The organism is Microbulbifer variabilis, assembly GCF_052467165.1.
Genome location: NZ_CP174301.1, coordinates 4072711 through 4087310, shown reverse-complemented (window position 1 = coordinate 4087310; position 14600 = coordinate 4072711). Strand labels below are relative to the sequence as shown.

The window sequence follows — 14600 nt, the reverse complement described above, 5'->3', positions numbered from 1 at the left end:
GGCAAACTTTTAGCTAGAGGACATCTAAGATGGCAAAAGAAAAGTTTGAACGTTCCAAGCCCCACGTGAACGTGGGCACCATCGGTCACGTTGACCACGGTAAAACCACCCTGACCGCTGCTCTGACCCGCGTATGTGCGGAAGTATGGGGCGGTGACGCTGTAGCTTTCGACGGTATCGACAATGCACCGGAAGAGCGTGAGCGCGGTATCACCATCGCTACCTCTCACGTTGAGTACGAGTCCCCGACTCGCCACTACGCGCACGTAGACTGCCCGGGACACGCCGACTACGTTAAGAACATGATCACCGGTGCTGCTCAGATGGACGGCGCTATCCTGGTATGTTCCGCAGCTGACGGCCCCATGCCGCAGACTCGTGAGCACATCCTGCTTTCCCGTCAGGTAGGTGTACCTTACATCGTTGTATTCCTGAACAAAGCGGACATGGTAGACGACGAAGAGCTGCTCGAGCTGGTAGAGATGGAAGTTCGCGAACTTCTGGACCAGTACGAGTTCCCGGGTGACGACACTCCGATCATCGTTGGTTCTGCTCTGATGGCCCTGAACGGCGAAGACGACAACGAAATGGGTACCACCGCTGTTAAGAAGCTGGTTGAAACCCTGGACGAGTACATTCCTGAGCCGGAGCGCGCTGTAGACCTGCCGTTCCTGATGCCGATCGAAGACGTATTCTCCATCTCCGGTCGTGGTACCGTGGTAACCGGTCGTGTAGAGCGCGGTGTAATCCACACTGGCGACGAGATCGAAATCGTTGGTATCAAAGAGACCACCACTACCACCTGTACTGGTGTTGAGATGTTCCGCAAGCTGCTCGACGAAGGTCGTGCAGGTGAGAACATCGGCGCGCTGCTGCGCGGCACCAAGCGTGACGAAGTGGAGCGTGGTCAGGTACTGGCTAAGCCTGGTTCTATCACTCCGCACACCAAGTTCGAAGCGGAAGTGTACGTACTGTCCAAGGACGAAGGTGGTCGTCACACCCCGTTCTTTAAAGGCTACCGTCCTCAGTTTTACTTCCGTACTACCGACGTAACTGGTGCGGTAGAGCTGCCGGAAGGTACTGAAATGGTAATGCCGGGCGACAACATTCAAATGGTTGTTACCCTGATCGCTCCGATCGCCATGGAAGACGGCCTGCGCTTCGCTATTCGCGAAGGTGGTCGTACCGTAGGTGCGGGCGTTGTTGCTAAGATCATCGAGTAATCGTTACTCGTGATCTGAAAAAGCCGCGGCGGAAACGCTGCGGCTTTTTTTATGCCCGAAATAGAGATTTGGAGTTAAGGGTTGGCGACATAATTGAAAGCACCCTTAATTACGGTTGGCCAGCGGCCTGGTTGGTCGGGTGGTAATTTACGGCCAGTCCTTGCTCAGGTCGGCTGTGTGGCTGCTGATAAAGAGCTTGGTGAATTGTGGTCCGTCCATTTCCACAAGTTCTTCGTGGTCACCGGCCTCGAAATAAATGGTCTCCTGGTGGCTGAGGCTGCTGTCCAGCAGGGTGGTGATGCCATACGCCTGGCCAATTGGGGGGAGGGCGCCCAATTCACAATCCGGGAAGATTGAACCGAGTTCATTCTCCGCAACCATTTCCAGGCCGTTACGACCGGTTTCCATATGTACGGCACGCATATCCAGGCTGCTACTGGCGGGTATCACCACCATTACATAGCCGTCATTGTCCTGCAGCATAATCGCCTTGGCTACCTGGTCCTCTCTGACATGGGCTGCGTGTGCGCTTTCGCGGCTGGTTCGTGTATGTGGGTGTTGAACCAGGTGGTAGTCGACCGACTGGTCATTGAGGTATTGACTCAATTTTGCGGCAATAGTCATTTCTGTACCCTCGTTCCACTCTAGGTACTTCATTGTAGTTTGCGCAGATTGAAATTTGCGCAGGCTGTACAGTTGACAGCCTCCCGCGCTCCCCGTAGAATTCGCGCTCCTTTTCGCCCGCCCTCGGGGCTGCGGAAGAGGACGTTCTTTAGTTCATAAGTTGGAGTTTGATTCCATGCAGGGTCAACGTATCCGTATTCGCCTGAAGGCCTTCGATCACAAGCTGATCGACGCGTCCACTCAGGAGATCGTAGAGACGGCTAAGCGCACTGGCGCACAAGTTCGCGGTCCTATCCCGCTGCCGACTCGCAAAGAGAAGTACACCGTACTGATTTCTCCGCACGTTAATAAAGACGCTCGCGACCAGTACGAAATCCGTACTCACAAGCGTTTGCTGGACATCGTTGAGCCTACCGAGAAAACCGTCGACGCGCTGATGAAGCTCGATCTGGCGGCCGGTGTTGAGGTCCAAATTAGTCTCGGCTAACACTTTTACTAACTACCGAATCCCGGGCGAAAAAGGTCCGGGTAGTGTAACGCTCTGAAACTGGGCGGCCGCAGTGGGTTAAAGCCCCGTGCACTGAGAGGTTAATAAAGATGACTATAGGTATTGTCGGCCGCAAGAGCGGCATGACTCGCATCTTCACTGAAGATGGCGTATCCATTCCGGTAACCGTTGTTGAGGTTGCTCCGAATCGCGTCACCCAGGTGAAAACTCAGGAAACTGATGGCTATACCGCTGTTCAAGTAGCAGTGGGTAACCGCAAAGCTTCCCGTGTCTCCAAGCCCGAAGCGGGCCACTTCGCCAAAGCCAATGTAGAGGCTGGCACTAATCTTTTCGAACTGCGCACTGACGGTTCTGAAGAGACTTTCGAAATCGGTTCTGAAATTACTGTTTCCAGCTTCGAAGCTGGCCAGATGATCGACGTAACCGGCACTTCCAAAGGTAAAGGCTTCCAGGGCGGCGTTAAGCGCTGGAATTTCCGCACCCAGGACGCAACCCACGGTAACTCCCTGTCTCACCGCGCACCCGGTTCTATCGGTCAGTGTCAGACTCCTGGCCGCGTATGGAAAGGCAAGAAGATGGCTGGCCATATGGGTGCTGAGCGCGTAACCGTGCAAAACCTGGAAGTGGTTCGTGTCGATGCCGAACGCAACCTGCTGTTGGTTAAAGGCGCTGTTCCCGGTGCACCCGGTGGCAATGTTATCGTTCGTCCGGCAGTTAAAGCCTAAGTCTGAGGGGAAATAGATATGGAACTGAATATCGCTACTCCCGAAGGCGCTAAAGGCACAGTAGCTGTCTCTGAAGTGACTTTCGGGCGTGAGTTCAACCAAGATCTGGTGCACCAGGCAGTAGTGGCCTATATGGCCGGCGCTCGCCAGGGTACCAAGGCGCAGAAGAATCGTTCCGACGTTTCTGGTGGTGGCAAGAAGCCATGGCGCCAAAAAGGTACTGGCCGTGCACGTGCCGGTACTATCCGCAGCCCGCTGTGGCGTTCCGGTGGCGTAACTTTCGCCGCTGATCCGCGCGATCACAGCGTTAAGCTGAACAAGAAAATGTACCGCGCTGCACTGCGTTGCATTCTGTCTGAGCTGGCTCGTCAGGAGCGCCTGGTAGTGGTTGAGTCCTTCGACGTGGATGCACCCAAGACCAAGCAGCTGGTAAGCAAACTGGCTCAATTTGACCTGTCCGACGCGCTGATCGTGACTGAAGAGGTTAGCGAAAACCTCTACCTGGCCGCTCGCAACTTGCACAAGATCGACGTCCGCGATGTACAGGCGATCGATCCCGTAAGCCTGATTCGCTTTGATAAGGTCGTGGTTACCGTTTCTGCGCTCAAGAAAATTGAAGAGGTGCTGGGATGAACCAAGAGCGACTCTACAAAGTACTGCTGGGCCCGGTAATTTCCGAAAAAGCTGCTGTGCTGGCCGATAGTGCCAACCAGGTGGTTTTCAAGGTTTCCACCGATGCTGAGAAAGCAGAAATCAAGGCTGCGGTAGAGAAACTGTTTAACGTTTCCGTTGAGCAGGTTCGCACCGTGAACGTAAAAGGTAAAACCAAGCGCACTCGCCACGGCATGGGCCGTCGCAGCGACTGGAAAAAAGCCTACGTTCGCCTGGCTGAAGGCAGCGACATCAACTTTGAAGCTGCTGAGTAAAGGGGACTGTTACAATGGCAATTGTAAAAACAAAACCGACCTCCGCCGGCCGTCGTCACCTGGTTAAGGTTGTTAACCCCGACCTGCACAAAGGTGCTCCTTACGCTCCTCTGCTGGAGAGTAAAAGCAAAAGCGGTGGCCGTAACAACAATGGTCGTATTACCACTCGCCACATCGGCGGTGGTCACAAGCAGCACTACCGCGTTATCGACTTCAAGCGCAACAAAGACGGTATTCCGGCTAAAGTTGAGCGCCTGGAGTACGATCCCAATCGCAGCGCGCACATCGCTCTGGTGTGTTATGCAGATGGTGAGCGTCGTTACATCATTGCACCGAAAGGCCTGAAGGCTGGTGCCACCATTCAGTCCGGCGATGCCGCACCGATTGCTGTGGGTAACACTCTGCCTCTGCGCAACGTTCCGGTAGGTTCTGTAATTCACGGCATTGAGCTGAAGCCTGGTAAAGGCGCTCAGTTAGCCCGCTCTGCAGGTGCCTCTGTACAGCTGGTAGCTCGTGAAGGCCAGTACGCGACTATTCGTCTGCGTTCCGGCGAAATGCGTAAGGTTCTCGCTGAGTGCCGCGCAACCCTGGGTGAAGTGAGCAACTCCGAGCACAGCCTGCGCAAGCTGGGTAAAGCCGGTGCTGCACGCTGGCGTGGTGTTCGTCCTACCGTTCGCGGTGTGGCGATGAACCCGGTAGATCACCCGCACGGTGGTGGTGAAGGTCGTACCTCCGGTGGCCGTCACCCTGTTACTCCGTGGGGCGTTCCGACCAAGGGTAAGAAAACGCGCAAGAACAAGCGCACCGATAAGATGATAGTACGTCGTCGCGGCAAGTAAGCCGCGCGATGTCTGAGCAGCTAGAGAGGAATCGACAGTGCCACGCTCATTAAAGAAAGGTCCCTTTATTGATCTGCATTTGATCAAGAAGGTGGAGGCGGCGATTGAAGCAAACGATCGTCGACCGATTAAAACCTGGTCCCGCCGTTCCATGATTATGCCGGAAATGGTTGGACTGACGATTGCCGTACACAACGGTCGTCAACACGTGCCCGTTTTGGTTAACGAAGAAATGGTTGGCCACAAACTGGGCGAGTTCGCTGCTACCCGCACTTACCGCGGTCATGCTGCGGACAAGAAAGCGAAGAAGCGCTAAGCCGAGGTTAAAAAGATGGAAGTAGCAGCAAAATTACGCGGCGCACGTCTATCGGCGCAAAAGGCGCGACTGGTAGCTGATCAGGTTCGCGGCAAAGGCGTTGAAGAAGCCCTGGATATTCTTGCATTTAGCAATAAAAAGGGTGCGGCGATTGTCAAGAAAGTACTGGAATCGGCCATTGCCAACGCTGAGCACAACGAAGGTGCTGACGTTGACGAGCTGAAAGTTTCCACAATTTTTGTGGACGAAGGTATGACCATGAAGCGCATTAAACCGCGTGCGAAAGGTCGTGCAGATCGCATTCTTAAGCGTACTTGTCACATCACTGTGAAAGTGGCCGAGAAATAAGAGAGCAGGCGAGAAAACCATGGGACAAAAAGTACATCCTACCGGCATTCGTCTGGGTATCGTTAAAAAGCATACCTCTGTTTGGTATGCCGGCAGCGACGAGTACGCAGACAAGCTGTACACGGATCTGAAAGTTCGCGAATACATTCGCAAAAAACTGGCCCACGCTTCCGTGAGCCGTATCGAGATCGAACGTCCGGCAAACACTGCACGTGTGACTATTCACACTGCACGCCCCGGTATCGTAATCGGTAAAAAAGGTGAAGACGTAGAACGTCTGCGCAACGAAGTAAGCGCGCAGATGGGCGTACCTGTGCACATCGATATCGAAGAAGTGCGCAAGCCTGATATGGACGCGGCTCTGGTTGGCCAGAACGTTGCCCAGCAGCTGGAACGCCGTGTTATGTTCCGTCGCGCTATGAAGCGTGCGGTACAGAACGCTATGCGTCAGGGTGCCGAAGGTATCAAGATTCAGGTGAGTGGTCGTCTCGGTGGTGCGGAAATCGCACGTACCGAATGGTACCGCGAAGGTCGTGTGCCCCTGCACACCCTGCGCGCTAACATCGACTACGCCACTGCTGAAGCGATGACAACCTACGGCATCATCGGTATCAAGGTGTGGATCTTTAAAGGCGAAGTTATCGGTGACGAAGTTCCCGATGAGAAGCCGGCTAAGACCCGCAAGAAAGCTGCTAAATAAGGGGTACGCAGATGCTGCAACCAAAGCGTACAAAATTCCGCAAGGTACAGAAGGGTCGCAACCGCGGTCTTTCTCAGCGCGGCTCTAAAGTGAGCTTTGGCGAGTTTGGTCTTAAGGCTATCGGTCGCGGTCGCATTACTGCGCGCCAGATCGAAGCAGCTCGTCGCGCAATGACTCGTCACGTTAAGCGTGGCGGTAAAATCTGGATTCGCGTGTTTCCGGACAAGCCAATTACCAACAAGCCCCTCGAAGTTCGTATGGGTAAAGGTAAAGGTGGCGTTGAATACTGGGTGGCTCAGATCCAGCCGGGCAAAGTTCTCTATGAAATGGAGGGCGTGTCCGAAGAGCTGGCTCGTGAGGCTTTCGCACTTGCTGCGGCCAAGCTGCCTGTAAAGACAACTTTCGTTAAGCGTTCGGTGATGTAATGAAGACTGCAGATCTACGCGAAAAGTCAGTTGAAGAGCTGAACCAGGAACTGCTGAACCAGCTCGAAGCTCAATTTAAGCTTCGTATGCAAAAATCCACCGGTCAGCTGGCACAGACTCATCTGCTGAAGCAGACTCGTCGCGACATTGCTCGCATTAAGACTGTGTTGACCGAGAAGGCAGGTAACTAATCATGGCTGAAGCAAAACTGAAGCGTACTCTGACCGGTAAGGTCGTGAGTGACAAGATGGATAAAACCATCACCGTTTTGATCGAGCGCCGTGTTAAGCACCCGATCTACGGCAAAATTGTGAGCAAGTCCACAAAGCTTAAGGCTCATGACGAGAACAATGATTGCAGCATCGGTGATGTTGTAACCATCGAGGAATCTCGTCCGCTGTCCAAGAGCAAATCCTGGGCCTTGCAGAAAATTGTAGAGCGTGCGGCGAAGGTATAACCCCTAGCGCATTGACTGCCGAATTGAAAGGTTTCGGAGAGAGACAATGATTCAAGCGGAATCCTACTTAGAAGTAGCTGACAACAGTGGGGCTCGCCGCGTCATGTGCATCAAGGTGCTGGGCGGCTCCCATCGTCGTTATGCCGGCGTGGGCGACATTATTAAGGTAACCGTTAAGGAAGCCATTCCCCGCGGTAAAGTAAAGAAAGGTCAGGTAATGAACGCTGTTGTGGTTCGCACCAAAAAAGGTGTACGCCGTAACGACGGATCCCTGATTAAGTTTGACGATAACGCAGCGGTACTGCTGAACCAGCAATTGGCGCCGGTTGGCACCCGTATTTTTGGTCCGGTAACTCGCGAACTGCGCGGTGAGAAGTTCATGAAGATCATCTCGCTCGCCCCCGAAGTTATCTAAGCCTCGAGCGGAGAAGAGTTATGCGCAAGATCAAGCGTGACGATGAAGTGATCGTTATCGCCGGTCGCGACAAAGGCAAGCGTGGTTCAGTACGTAAAGTACTGAACGACGGTCGCCTGATTGTTTCCGGCATACAGATGATCAAGAAACACCAAAAGCCAAATCCCCAGCTGGGCGTTGCTGGCGGCATCGTTGAAAAAGAAGCTGCGATCCAAGCTTCCAACGTAGCCATCTTCAACCCCAACACCCAGAAGGCTGACCGGGTGGGCTTTAAAGTACTGGAAGACGGCACTAAGATTCGCGTCTTCAAATCCAGCGGCGAAGCCATCTAAGGCTCTTGACGCAAAAGCAGGTTGGTAGATCATGGCAAAGCTTAAAGAGCTCTACACTAAGGACCTCGTGGCCAAGCTGAAAGAAGAGCTTGGTCTCGAGAATGTGATGGCAGTGCCGCGCATCACCAAGATCACCATCAACATGGGTGTTGGTGAAGCGATTGGTGATAAGAAGGTGCTGGAGCACGCTGTTAATGATATGACAGCAATTACTGGTCAAAAGCCCATCGTTACTAAAGCGCGCAAATCTATTGCGGGCTTTAAGATTCGTGACGGTTGGCCGATCGGCTGCAAGGTTACTCTGCGCGGTGAGCGCATGTATGAGTTCCTGGAGCGTTTGGTTGACATCGCGATTCCGCGTATCCGTGACTTCCGTGGCATTAGCCCGAAGCAGTTTGACGGCCGCGGTAACTTCTCTATGGGCGTGACCGAGCAAATCATCTTCCCGGAAATTGACTACGACAAAGTAGACAAGCTCCGCGGTCTGGATATTTGTATTACCACTACAGCTGCAAACGACGATCAAGGTCGCGCGCTGCTGAAAGCGTTCAACTTCCCTTTCAAGGGTTAAGAGGATTCCATGGCGAAGAAATCCATGATTGCGCGCGAAAACAAGCGCGCTCGAACCGCAGCTAAGTACGCCGAGAAGCGTCAAGAGCTGAAGGCGATCATCGCCAGTTCCACTGCTTCCGAAGAGGAGCAGTGGGAGGCTCAACTCAAGCTGCAGAAAATGCCGCGCGATGCAAGCCCGGTACGTCAGCAACGCCGCTGTCGTATTACTGGTCGCCCCCACGCTGTATACCGCAAGTTCGGCCTGTGCCGTAACAAGCTTCGTGAAGCTGCGATGCGTGGTGATGTTCCTGGCCTCGTGAAGTCCAGCTGGTAATTACCAGCTGGTTTAAGGCAGATTTGAGGAGTCTCATAAGATGAGTATGCAAGATCCGTTGGCAGATATGCTGACTCGCATCCGCAATGCCCTGGCGCGCGGAAAGGCGGAAGTCACCCTGCCATCATCAAAATTGAAAGTGGCTGTAGCCAAAGTCCTGAAAGACGAAGGTTACGTTACTGACTTGAATGTAAGCGAGGGCGCTAAGCCTGAACTGACTATCGCTCTGAAATACTTCCAGGGCAAGCCGGTTATCGCTGAACTGGACCGCGTTTCCCGTCCGGGTCTGCGCTCTTACACTGGTAAGAAAACTCTGCCTACCGTACGTGGTGGTCTGGGTATCGCGATCGTTTCCACCTCTAAAGGTGTAATGACCGATCGCGCTGCTCGCCAGGCCGGTATCGGTGGCGAAGTGCTCTGCACCGTATTCTAAGCGGGGGTCATAATGTCTCGAGTAGCAAATAGTCCGGTAGTTATCCCCGCAGGTGTTACCGTTGACCTGAAAGGTCAGAACATCGCTGTTAAGGGCGGTAGCGGTAACTTGGATATGGTTATTCACGGTGAAGTAGAAGTGAGCCAGGCAGACAGCCAGCTGACTTTTGCCGCGCGCAATAGCTCCAAGCAAGCCAGGGCCTTGGCGGGTACTACCCGTGCACTGGTTAATAACATGGTGATAGGCGTAAGCGCTGGCTTCGAGAAGAAGCTGCAGTTGCTGGGTGTTGGTTATCGTGCGAAAGCCGCCGGTAAAACGGTTAACCTGACCCTGGGCTTCTCCCATCCGATCGATTATCAGTTGCCGGAAGGTGTGACTGCGGAAACTCCCTCCCAGACTGAAATCGTACTGAAGAGCAGCAATAAGCAGCTGCTGGGCCAAGTGGCCGCTGAGATCCGTGCGTTCCGTCCGCCGGAGCCCTACAAAGGTAAGGGTGTCCGTTATGCCGATGAGCGCGTGTATCGCAAAGAGGCCAAGAAGAAGTAAATAGGGCATAGATATGAACGTTAAGAAAGCATCTCGCTTGCGTCGTGCACGTCGTGCCCGCGCCAAGATCAGTGAGCTGGGCGCCGTTCGCCTTACCGTGAACCGCACTCCACGTCACATTTACGCACAGATCCTGTCTGCCGAAGGCAATACGGTATTGGCTTCCGCCTCTACCCTGGACAAGGACCTGCGCGCTGGTAAAACCGGTAACGTCGACGCTGCTACCGCGGTTGGCAAGCTGATCGCTGAGCGTGCAAAAGCCGCCGGCGTTGAAGCAGTTGCCTTTGATCGCAGTGGCTTTAAGTACCACGGCCGTGTTAAGGCTCTGGCTGACGCTGCCCGCGAAGCCGGTCTGAAATTCTAAGGGTTGAGTTATGGCTAGAGAGAAAGACAAAAGCAACGACGAAGGCCTGCAGGAGAAGCTGGTCCAGGTCAACCGCGTTGCCAAGACTGTTAAAGGTGGTCGTATCTTCGCCTTTACCGCACTGACTGTCGTTGGTGACGGCAATGGCCGTGTCGGTTTCGGTCGCGGTAAGGCGCGTGAAGTGCCTGTAGCGATTCAGAAGGCGATGGAAGCTGCGCGCCGCAACATGGTCCAGGTAGAACTGAATGGCGATACCATCCAGTACGCTACCAATGGTCGCCATGGTGGTTCCAAGGTTTACATGCAGCCCGCTTCCCAGGGTACCGGTGTAATTGCCGGTGGTGCTATGCGCTCCGTACTGGAAATGGCTGGTGTACACAACGTATTGGCCAAGTGCTACGGTTCCACCAATCCGGTGAACGTAGTGCGCGCAACCTTCAAAGCTCTGGAGCAAATGCAGAGCCCTGAAGATGTTGCTGCCAAGCGCGGTAAATCAGTCGAAGAGATTCTGGGCTAATCACAGTCCAGATTTAAGGTTATTGGTGGGTTAAGACCATGGCTAAGAAGACCATTAAAGTCACCCAGACCAAAAGTATCAACGGACGCCTGAAAAGCCATCAGGCGTGCGTTGCGGGTCTGGGCCTGCGCCGCATCGGCCACACAGTGGAAGTGGAAGATACTCCTTCCGTGCGCGGCATGATCAACAAAGTAAACTACCTGGTTAAGGTTGAGGGGGAATAACATGCGTTTGAATGACTTATCTCCCGCACAAGGCCACAAGCACAGCGCAAAGCGCGTTGGTCGCGGAATAGGTAGTGGGTTGGGTAAGACCGGTGGCCGTGGCCACAAAGGTCAAAAAGCACGTTCCGGCGGTAGTGTTCGTCCAGGCTTCGAAGGCGGTCAGATGCCTTTGCAGAAGCGTCTGCCTAAGTACGGTTTCACCGCTCGTGTTTCTCGCTTCACCGCGGAAGTACGTCTGGCTGAGCTGGCCAAGGTAGAAAGTGACGTAATCGATTTGGCAGCGCTGAAGAATGCCGATATTATCGGCAGCCATATTAAACGCGCCAAAGTGTTCCTCTCAGGTGAACTGACTAAAGCAGTTACCGTAAAGGGTCTGGGAGTGACCAAAGGTGCAAAGGCGGCTATCGAAGCTGCTGGCGGTAAAATAGAAGACTAATCGAGGCGCCAATGGCACGACCAGGATCCGGTGGAAATCCCCTGGGCAACAGCAAGGGATTGGGCGAGCTTTGGGCTCGCCTTCGTTTTCTGTTTCTAGCGATTCTTGTTTATCGACTGGGGACGCATATTCCGGTGCCCGGTATTGATCCGGAAAAGCTGTCAAACCTGTTTAACCAGAACCAGGGGACCATCCTTGGCCTGTTTAACATGTTCTCTGGCGGCGCCCTGGAAAGGATGAGTATTCTGGCGCTGGGCATCATGCCCTACATCTCCGCGTCCATCATCATGCAGTTGATGAGCGCGGTGACTCCCTCTCTGGAAGCGTTGAAGAAGGAAGGGGAGGCCGGAAGGCGCAAGATCAACCAATATACTCGCTACCTCACGGTAGTGCTGGCCCTGATTCAGGGTATTGGTATGACTTTCGGGCTTGCTGGACAGAATCTGGCTTACTCATCTGAGCCTGCGTTTGGTTTTTACTTTGTGGCGGTAACGTCACTGGTGACCGGTGCCGTATTTATGATGTGGCTCGGTGAGCAGATCACCGAGCGCGGTGTTGGCAATGGCATTTCCATGCTGATTTTCGCCGGTATCGTCGCCGGTTTGCCCGGTGCCATCGGTCAGGCGTTTGAACAGGCACGGCAGGGTGAGCTGCATATCCTTATGCTGCTGATCATCGGCGTAATTGCTCTTGCGGTGGTGTTCTTTGTGGTAGTGATGGAGCGCGGTCAGCGTCGAATCACAATTAACCACGCCCGACGCCAGGCTGGTCGCTATTCTGCCGCACCGGCTGCGCAGGCGAGCCACCTGCCCCTGAAGGTGAATATGGCCGGTGTTATTCCGGTGATCTTCGCCAGTAGTATCCTGCTGTTCCCGGCTACGCTGGCGCAGTGGTTTGGTCAGGGCGGGGAAGGTGTTGGTGCTCAGATTCTGCAGTGGATGGCATTGCAGCTGGGGCCAGGGCAGCCGCTGAACATTATTTTGTTCGCACTGCTGATCGGTTTCTTCTGTTTCTTCTACACGGCGTTGATGTTCAACCCGAATGAAGTAGCAGATAACCTGAAAAAGTCCGGTGCTTATGTGCCAGGTATTCGCCCTGGTGAGCAGACAGCCCGCTATATCGATAGCGTGTTGACCCGACTCACCCTGGTAGGTGCCGTGTATATCGCGCTGGTATCCCTGCTGCCGCAGTTCCTGGTAGTTGGGTTTAACGTTCCCTTCTATCTGGGGGGTACCTCACTACTGATCGTTGTAGTCGTAGTGATGGACTTTATGGCGCAGGTACAGTCGCATCTGCTGTCACACCAGTACGAAGGCTTGATGAAAAAAGCGAACCTGCAAAGCTACGGTCGTCGCTAGTGCGTCACCTGCTCGCAGTTTGATTGAATTGAGGTAAGGTCATGAAAGTACGCGCTTCTGTAAAAAAGATCTGCCGTAACTGCAAAATCGTACGTCGCAAAGGCGTTCTGCGGGTAATCTGCAGCGCTGAGCCACGTCACAAGCAGCGTCAAGGCTAAAAAGGGGCCAGCCCCTTCGGGGTGCGTCCATTGGGCGCCCCCGTAAAAGCTGGAAGAATTCGCTGATCGCTACAGCCCCGTATCGATTGGCAACACCTCAAAATTTTTGGGGTGGGGAGGAGGTGGTAAAGCCTTCTTCCAATTGGGGGCGTTGACTGTCGTCCGCAGCCGTTTCGGGAGGCCGAAACGGTCGTGGGCTATTGCAAATTAGTGTCTGAAAAGCTATTCTTGCGCGCCTTTTTGGTGGCGCCGCCGGTTTTTTAGTCGCTGTCAGCGCCGAAATCAAAGTAGAGCCACATACTTATTTATAGCAGTGGCTCCAATACGTGGAGTACGCCTCTATGGCACGTATTGCTGGTGTCAATGTACCAGACCACAAGCACGCCGTGATCTCCCTGACCCACATTTACGGGGTAGGTCTCACTAAGTCAAAGTCTATTTTGGCAGCGGTTGGTATCGCTGAATCCACCAAAATCCGCGACCTGTCTGAAGAGCAGATCGAAACCATCCGCGGTGAAGTTGCAAAACTCACTGTAGAGGGCGACCTGCGCCGTGAAGTATCCATGAACATCAAACGTTTGATGGACCTTGGATGCTACCGCGGTTTGCGTCACCGCCGCAGCCTTCCGCTGCGTGGTCAGCGCACCAAAACCAATGCTCGCACCCGTAAGGGTCCGCGCAAGCCGATTCGCAAGTGAGCCTGATTAAGGCGCGATATCGCGGTTTAACAAGCCCCTTCCCGGTAGTGAACCGAGGGGATTTGATACAGGATTTAGGATACTGGTATGGCTAAGCCAAAAACTACTGTTCGCAAAAAGGTCAAAAAGACCGTTGTTGACGGTATTGCCCACATCCACGCATCGTTTAACAATACGATCGTGACGATCACTGATCGCCAGGGTAATACCCTCAGCTGGGCCACCGCAGGTGGATCCGGCTTCCGTGGCTCAAGAAAGAGCACCCCGTTTGCAGCCCAGGTTGCCGCTGAGCGCGCAGGTACTGCAGCTCAGGAGTACGGCCTGAAAAACCTCGACGTAGAAGTAAAGGGCCCTGGCCCCGGTCGCGAATCCGCTGTTCGCGCACTGAACAACTGCGGCTACAAGATCACCAACATCACCGACGTGACGCCAATCCCGCATAACGGTTGTCGTCCGCCCAAGAAACGTCGCGTGTAAGAGGGGGCTGATAAAATGGCACGTTATATTGGACCAAAATGTAAACTGTCCCGTCGTGAAGGGACTGACCTGCAGCTGAAGAGCGGCGTTCGTCCGCATGACTCTAAGTGTCGCGCAGAATCCAAGCCCGGCCAGCATGGTGCTGGCCGTGGTCGTCTGTCCGATTACGGTATTCAGCTGCGCGAGAAGCAAAAGGTTCGCCGTATCTATGGCGTACTGGAAAAGCAGTTCCGTAACTACTATAAGGAAGCGGCGCGCCTGAAAGGTGCAACTGGTGAGAACCTGCTGCAACTTCTGGAAAAACGCCTGGACAACGTGGTTTACCGCATGGGCTTCGGCTCAACGCGCTCTGAAGCGCGTCAGCTGGTTTCCCACAAGGCGATTCTGGTAAACGGCACAACTGTTAACATTCCTTCTTATCAAATTAAGGAAGGTGATGTAGTTGCTGTACGTGAAAAAGCTAAGAAGCAGCTGCGTATCCAGAATTCCGTTTCCCTCGCTGCCCAGCGTGGCGATGTCGAGTGGGTAGACGTAAACGCGAGCAAACTGGAAGGCACTTTCAAGCGCACTCCAGATCGTGTCGATCTGCCGGCAGAGATCAACGAAAACCTTATCGTGGAACTGTACTCCAAGTAACAATTAGTCCACTTTAAGGAATGCAACTG

At 53.9% G+C, this 14600-nt stretch carries 28 protein-coding genes; 27 read left to right on the top strand and 1 reads right to left on the bottom strand.

The window, feature by feature from the left end; genetic code table 11:
* The first annotated feature begins 29 nt into the window (after window positions 1–29).
* Window positions 30–1223: an elongation factor Tu gene (gene tuf / locus ACJJIP_RS18275; protein ID WP_020411101.1), complete on the top strand. Its 1194-nt coding sequence runs from the start codon at window positions 30–32 to the stop codon at window positions 1221–1223.
* A gap of 147 nt (window positions 1224–1370) precedes the next feature.
* Here the strand turns inward: tuf and ACJJIP_RS18270 are convergent, their stop codons facing one another.
* Window positions 1371–1880 carry an aminoacyl-tRNA deacylase gene (locus ACJJIP_RS18270; protein ID WP_444945753.1) on the bottom strand — a complete coding sequence of 170 codons (510 nt, stop codon included), beginning with the start codon at window positions 1878–1880 and terminating at the stop codon, window positions 1371–1373.
* A gap of 142 nt (window positions 1881–2022) precedes the next feature.
* On the opposite strand from ACJJIP_RS18270, the gene rpsJ reads away from it, so the two are divergent.
* From rpsJ to rpsD, 26 genes are all read left to right on the top strand, one after another.
* Window positions 2023–2334: a 30S ribosomal protein S10 gene (gene rpsJ, locus ACJJIP_RS18265; RefSeq protein ID WP_010133849.1), complete on the top strand. Its 312-nt coding sequence runs from the start codon at window positions 2023–2025 to the stop codon at window positions 2332–2334.
* A gap of 110 nt (window positions 2335–2444) precedes the next feature.
* The gene (gene rplC / locus ACJJIP_RS18260) at window positions 2445–3080 is read left to right on the top strand and encodes a 50S ribosomal protein L3 (protein WP_020411384.1); all 636 of its coding nucleotides are present in this window, start codon (window positions 2445–2447) and stop codon (window positions 3078–3080) included.
* Between the two features lie 18 nt (window positions 3081–3098).
* The gene (gene rplD / locus ACJJIP_RS18255) at window positions 3099–3713 is read left to right on the top strand and encodes a 50S ribosomal protein L4 (protein ID WP_020411385.1); all 615 of its coding nucleotides are present in this window, start codon (window positions 3099–3101) and stop codon (window positions 3711–3713) included.
* Window positions 3710–4006: a 50S ribosomal protein L23 gene (gene rplW / locus ACJJIP_RS18250; RefSeq protein WP_020411386.1), complete on the top strand. Its 297-nt coding sequence runs from the start codon at window positions 3710–3712 to the stop codon at window positions 4004–4006. Before rplD ends, rplW begins: the two co-directional genes overlap by 4 nt.
* 14 nt (window positions 4007–4020) lie before the next feature.
* Window positions 4021–4845, top strand: a complete 825-nt coding sequence (gene rplB / locus ACJJIP_RS18245; RefSeq protein ID WP_020411387.1) for a 50S ribosomal protein L2 — start codon at window positions 4021–4023, stop codon at window positions 4843–4845.
* A gap of 37 nt (window positions 4846–4882) precedes the next feature.
* Entirely contained in the window at window positions 4883–5161 is a 279-nt protein-coding gene (rpsS, locus tag ACJJIP_RS18240; protein ID WP_020411388.1) for a 30S ribosomal protein S19, read from the top strand.
* Between the two features lie 15 nt (window positions 5162–5176).
* Window positions 5177–5509, top strand: a complete 333-nt coding sequence (rplV, locus tag ACJJIP_RS18235; RefSeq protein WP_020411389.1) for a 50S ribosomal protein L22 — start codon at window positions 5177–5179, stop codon at window positions 5507–5509.
* 19 nt (window positions 5510–5528) lie between these two features.
* Window positions 5529–6209: a 30S ribosomal protein S3 gene (gene rpsC, locus ACJJIP_RS18230; RefSeq protein WP_020411390.1), complete on the top strand. Its 681-nt coding sequence runs from the start codon at window positions 5529–5531 to the stop codon at window positions 6207–6209.
* A gap of 11 nt (window positions 6210–6220) precedes the next feature.
* Complete coding sequence (gene rplP / locus ACJJIP_RS18225) at window positions 6221–6634, top strand: 50S ribosomal protein L16 (protein WP_020411391.1); 414 nt, start codon at window positions 6221–6223, stop codon at window positions 6632–6634.
* Entirely contained in the window at window positions 6634–6825 is a 192-nt protein-coding gene (gene rpmC, locus ACJJIP_RS18220) for a 50S ribosomal protein L29 (protein ID WP_020411392.1), read from the top strand. The genes rplP and rpmC overlap by 1 nt, the downstream gene beginning before the upstream one ends.
* Window positions 6826–6827: 2 nt before the next feature.
* On the top strand, window positions 6828–7091 hold the full coding sequence (rpsQ, locus tag ACJJIP_RS18215; RefSeq protein WP_020411393.1) for a 30S ribosomal protein S17: 264 nt from the start codon (window positions 6828–6830) through the stop codon (window positions 7089–7091).
* A gap of 46 nt (window positions 7092–7137) precedes the next feature.
* Window positions 7138–7506, top strand: a complete 369-nt coding sequence (gene rplN, locus ACJJIP_RS18210; RefSeq protein WP_020411394.1) for a 50S ribosomal protein L14 — start codon at window positions 7138–7140, stop codon at window positions 7504–7506.
* A 20-nt stretch (window positions 7507–7526) separates the two neighbouring features.
* Entirely contained in the window at window positions 7527–7838 is a 312-nt protein-coding gene (gene rplX / locus ACJJIP_RS18205; protein ID WP_020411395.1) for a 50S ribosomal protein L24, read from the top strand.
* Window positions 7839–7869: 31 nt separating this feature from the next.
* Entirely contained in the window at window positions 7870–8409 is a 540-nt protein-coding gene (gene rplE, locus ACJJIP_RS18200) for a 50S ribosomal protein L5 (protein WP_020411396.1), read from the top strand.
* 9 nt (window positions 8410–8418) lie between these two features.
* Entirely contained in the window at window positions 8419–8724 is a 306-nt protein-coding gene (gene rpsN / locus ACJJIP_RS18195; protein ID WP_020411397.1) for a 30S ribosomal protein S14, read from the top strand.
* A gap of 40 nt (window positions 8725–8764) precedes the next feature.
* Window positions 8765–9157, top strand: coding sequence for a 30S ribosomal protein S8 (gene rpsH / locus ACJJIP_RS18190; RefSeq protein WP_020411398.1), 393 nt, complete (start codon window positions 8765–8767; stop codon window positions 9155–9157).
* 12 nt (window positions 9158–9169) lie between these two features.
* Window positions 9170–9703, top strand: a complete 534-nt coding sequence (gene rplF / locus ACJJIP_RS18185) for a 50S ribosomal protein L6 (RefSeq protein ID WP_020411399.1) — start codon at window positions 9170–9172, stop codon at window positions 9701–9703.
* Window positions 9704–9716: 13 nt separating this feature from the next.
* The gene (rplR, locus tag ACJJIP_RS18180; RefSeq protein ID WP_020411400.1) at window positions 9717–10067 is read left to right on the top strand and encodes a 50S ribosomal protein L18; all 351 of its coding nucleotides are present in this window, start codon (window positions 9717–9719) and stop codon (window positions 10065–10067) included.
* Between the two features lie 10 nt (window positions 10068–10077).
* On the top strand, window positions 10078–10584 hold the full coding sequence (gene rpsE / locus ACJJIP_RS18175) for a 30S ribosomal protein S5 (RefSeq protein ID WP_020411401.1): 507 nt from the start codon (window positions 10078–10080) through the stop codon (window positions 10582–10584).
* Between the two features lie 38 nt (window positions 10585–10622).
* On the top strand, window positions 10623–10808 hold the full coding sequence (gene rpmD, locus ACJJIP_RS18170; RefSeq protein WP_020411402.1) for a 50S ribosomal protein L30: 186 nt from the start codon (window positions 10623–10625) through the stop codon (window positions 10806–10808).
* Window position 10809: 1 nt separating this feature from the next.
* Window positions 10810–11244: a 50S ribosomal protein L15 gene (gene rplO / locus ACJJIP_RS18165; protein ID WP_020411403.1), complete on the top strand. Its 435-nt coding sequence runs from the start codon at window positions 10810–10812 to the stop codon at window positions 11242–11244.
* Window positions 11245–11255: 11 nt separating this feature from the next.
* Window positions 11256–12602, top strand: coding sequence for a preprotein translocase subunit SecY (gene secY / locus ACJJIP_RS18160; protein ID WP_020411404.1), 1347 nt, complete (start codon window positions 11256–11258; stop codon window positions 12600–12602).
* Window positions 12603–12643: 41 nt separating this feature from the next.
* Window positions 12644–12760, top strand: coding sequence for a 50S ribosomal protein L36 (rpmJ, locus tag ACJJIP_RS18155; protein ID WP_010133825.1), 117 nt, complete (start codon window positions 12644–12646; stop codon window positions 12758–12760).
* Between the two features lie 341 nt (window positions 12761–13101).
* Window positions 13102–13458: a 30S ribosomal protein S13 gene (rpsM, locus tag ACJJIP_RS18150; RefSeq protein ID WP_020411405.1), complete on the top strand. Its 357-nt coding sequence runs from the start codon at window positions 13102–13104 to the stop codon at window positions 13456–13458.
* An 87-nt stretch (window positions 13459–13545) separates the two neighbouring features.
* Window positions 13546–13935: a 30S ribosomal protein S11 gene (rpsK, locus tag ACJJIP_RS18145; RefSeq protein ID WP_020411406.1), complete on the top strand. Its 390-nt coding sequence runs from the start codon at window positions 13546–13548 to the stop codon at window positions 13933–13935.
* A gap of 15 nt (window positions 13936–13950) precedes the next feature.
* Window positions 13951–14571 carry a 30S ribosomal protein S4 gene (gene rpsD, locus ACJJIP_RS18140; RefSeq protein ID WP_020411407.1) on the top strand — a complete coding sequence of 207 codons (621 nt, stop codon included), beginning with the start codon at window positions 13951–13953 and terminating at the stop codon, window positions 14569–14571.
* Window positions 14572–14600: the final 29 nt, after the last annotated feature.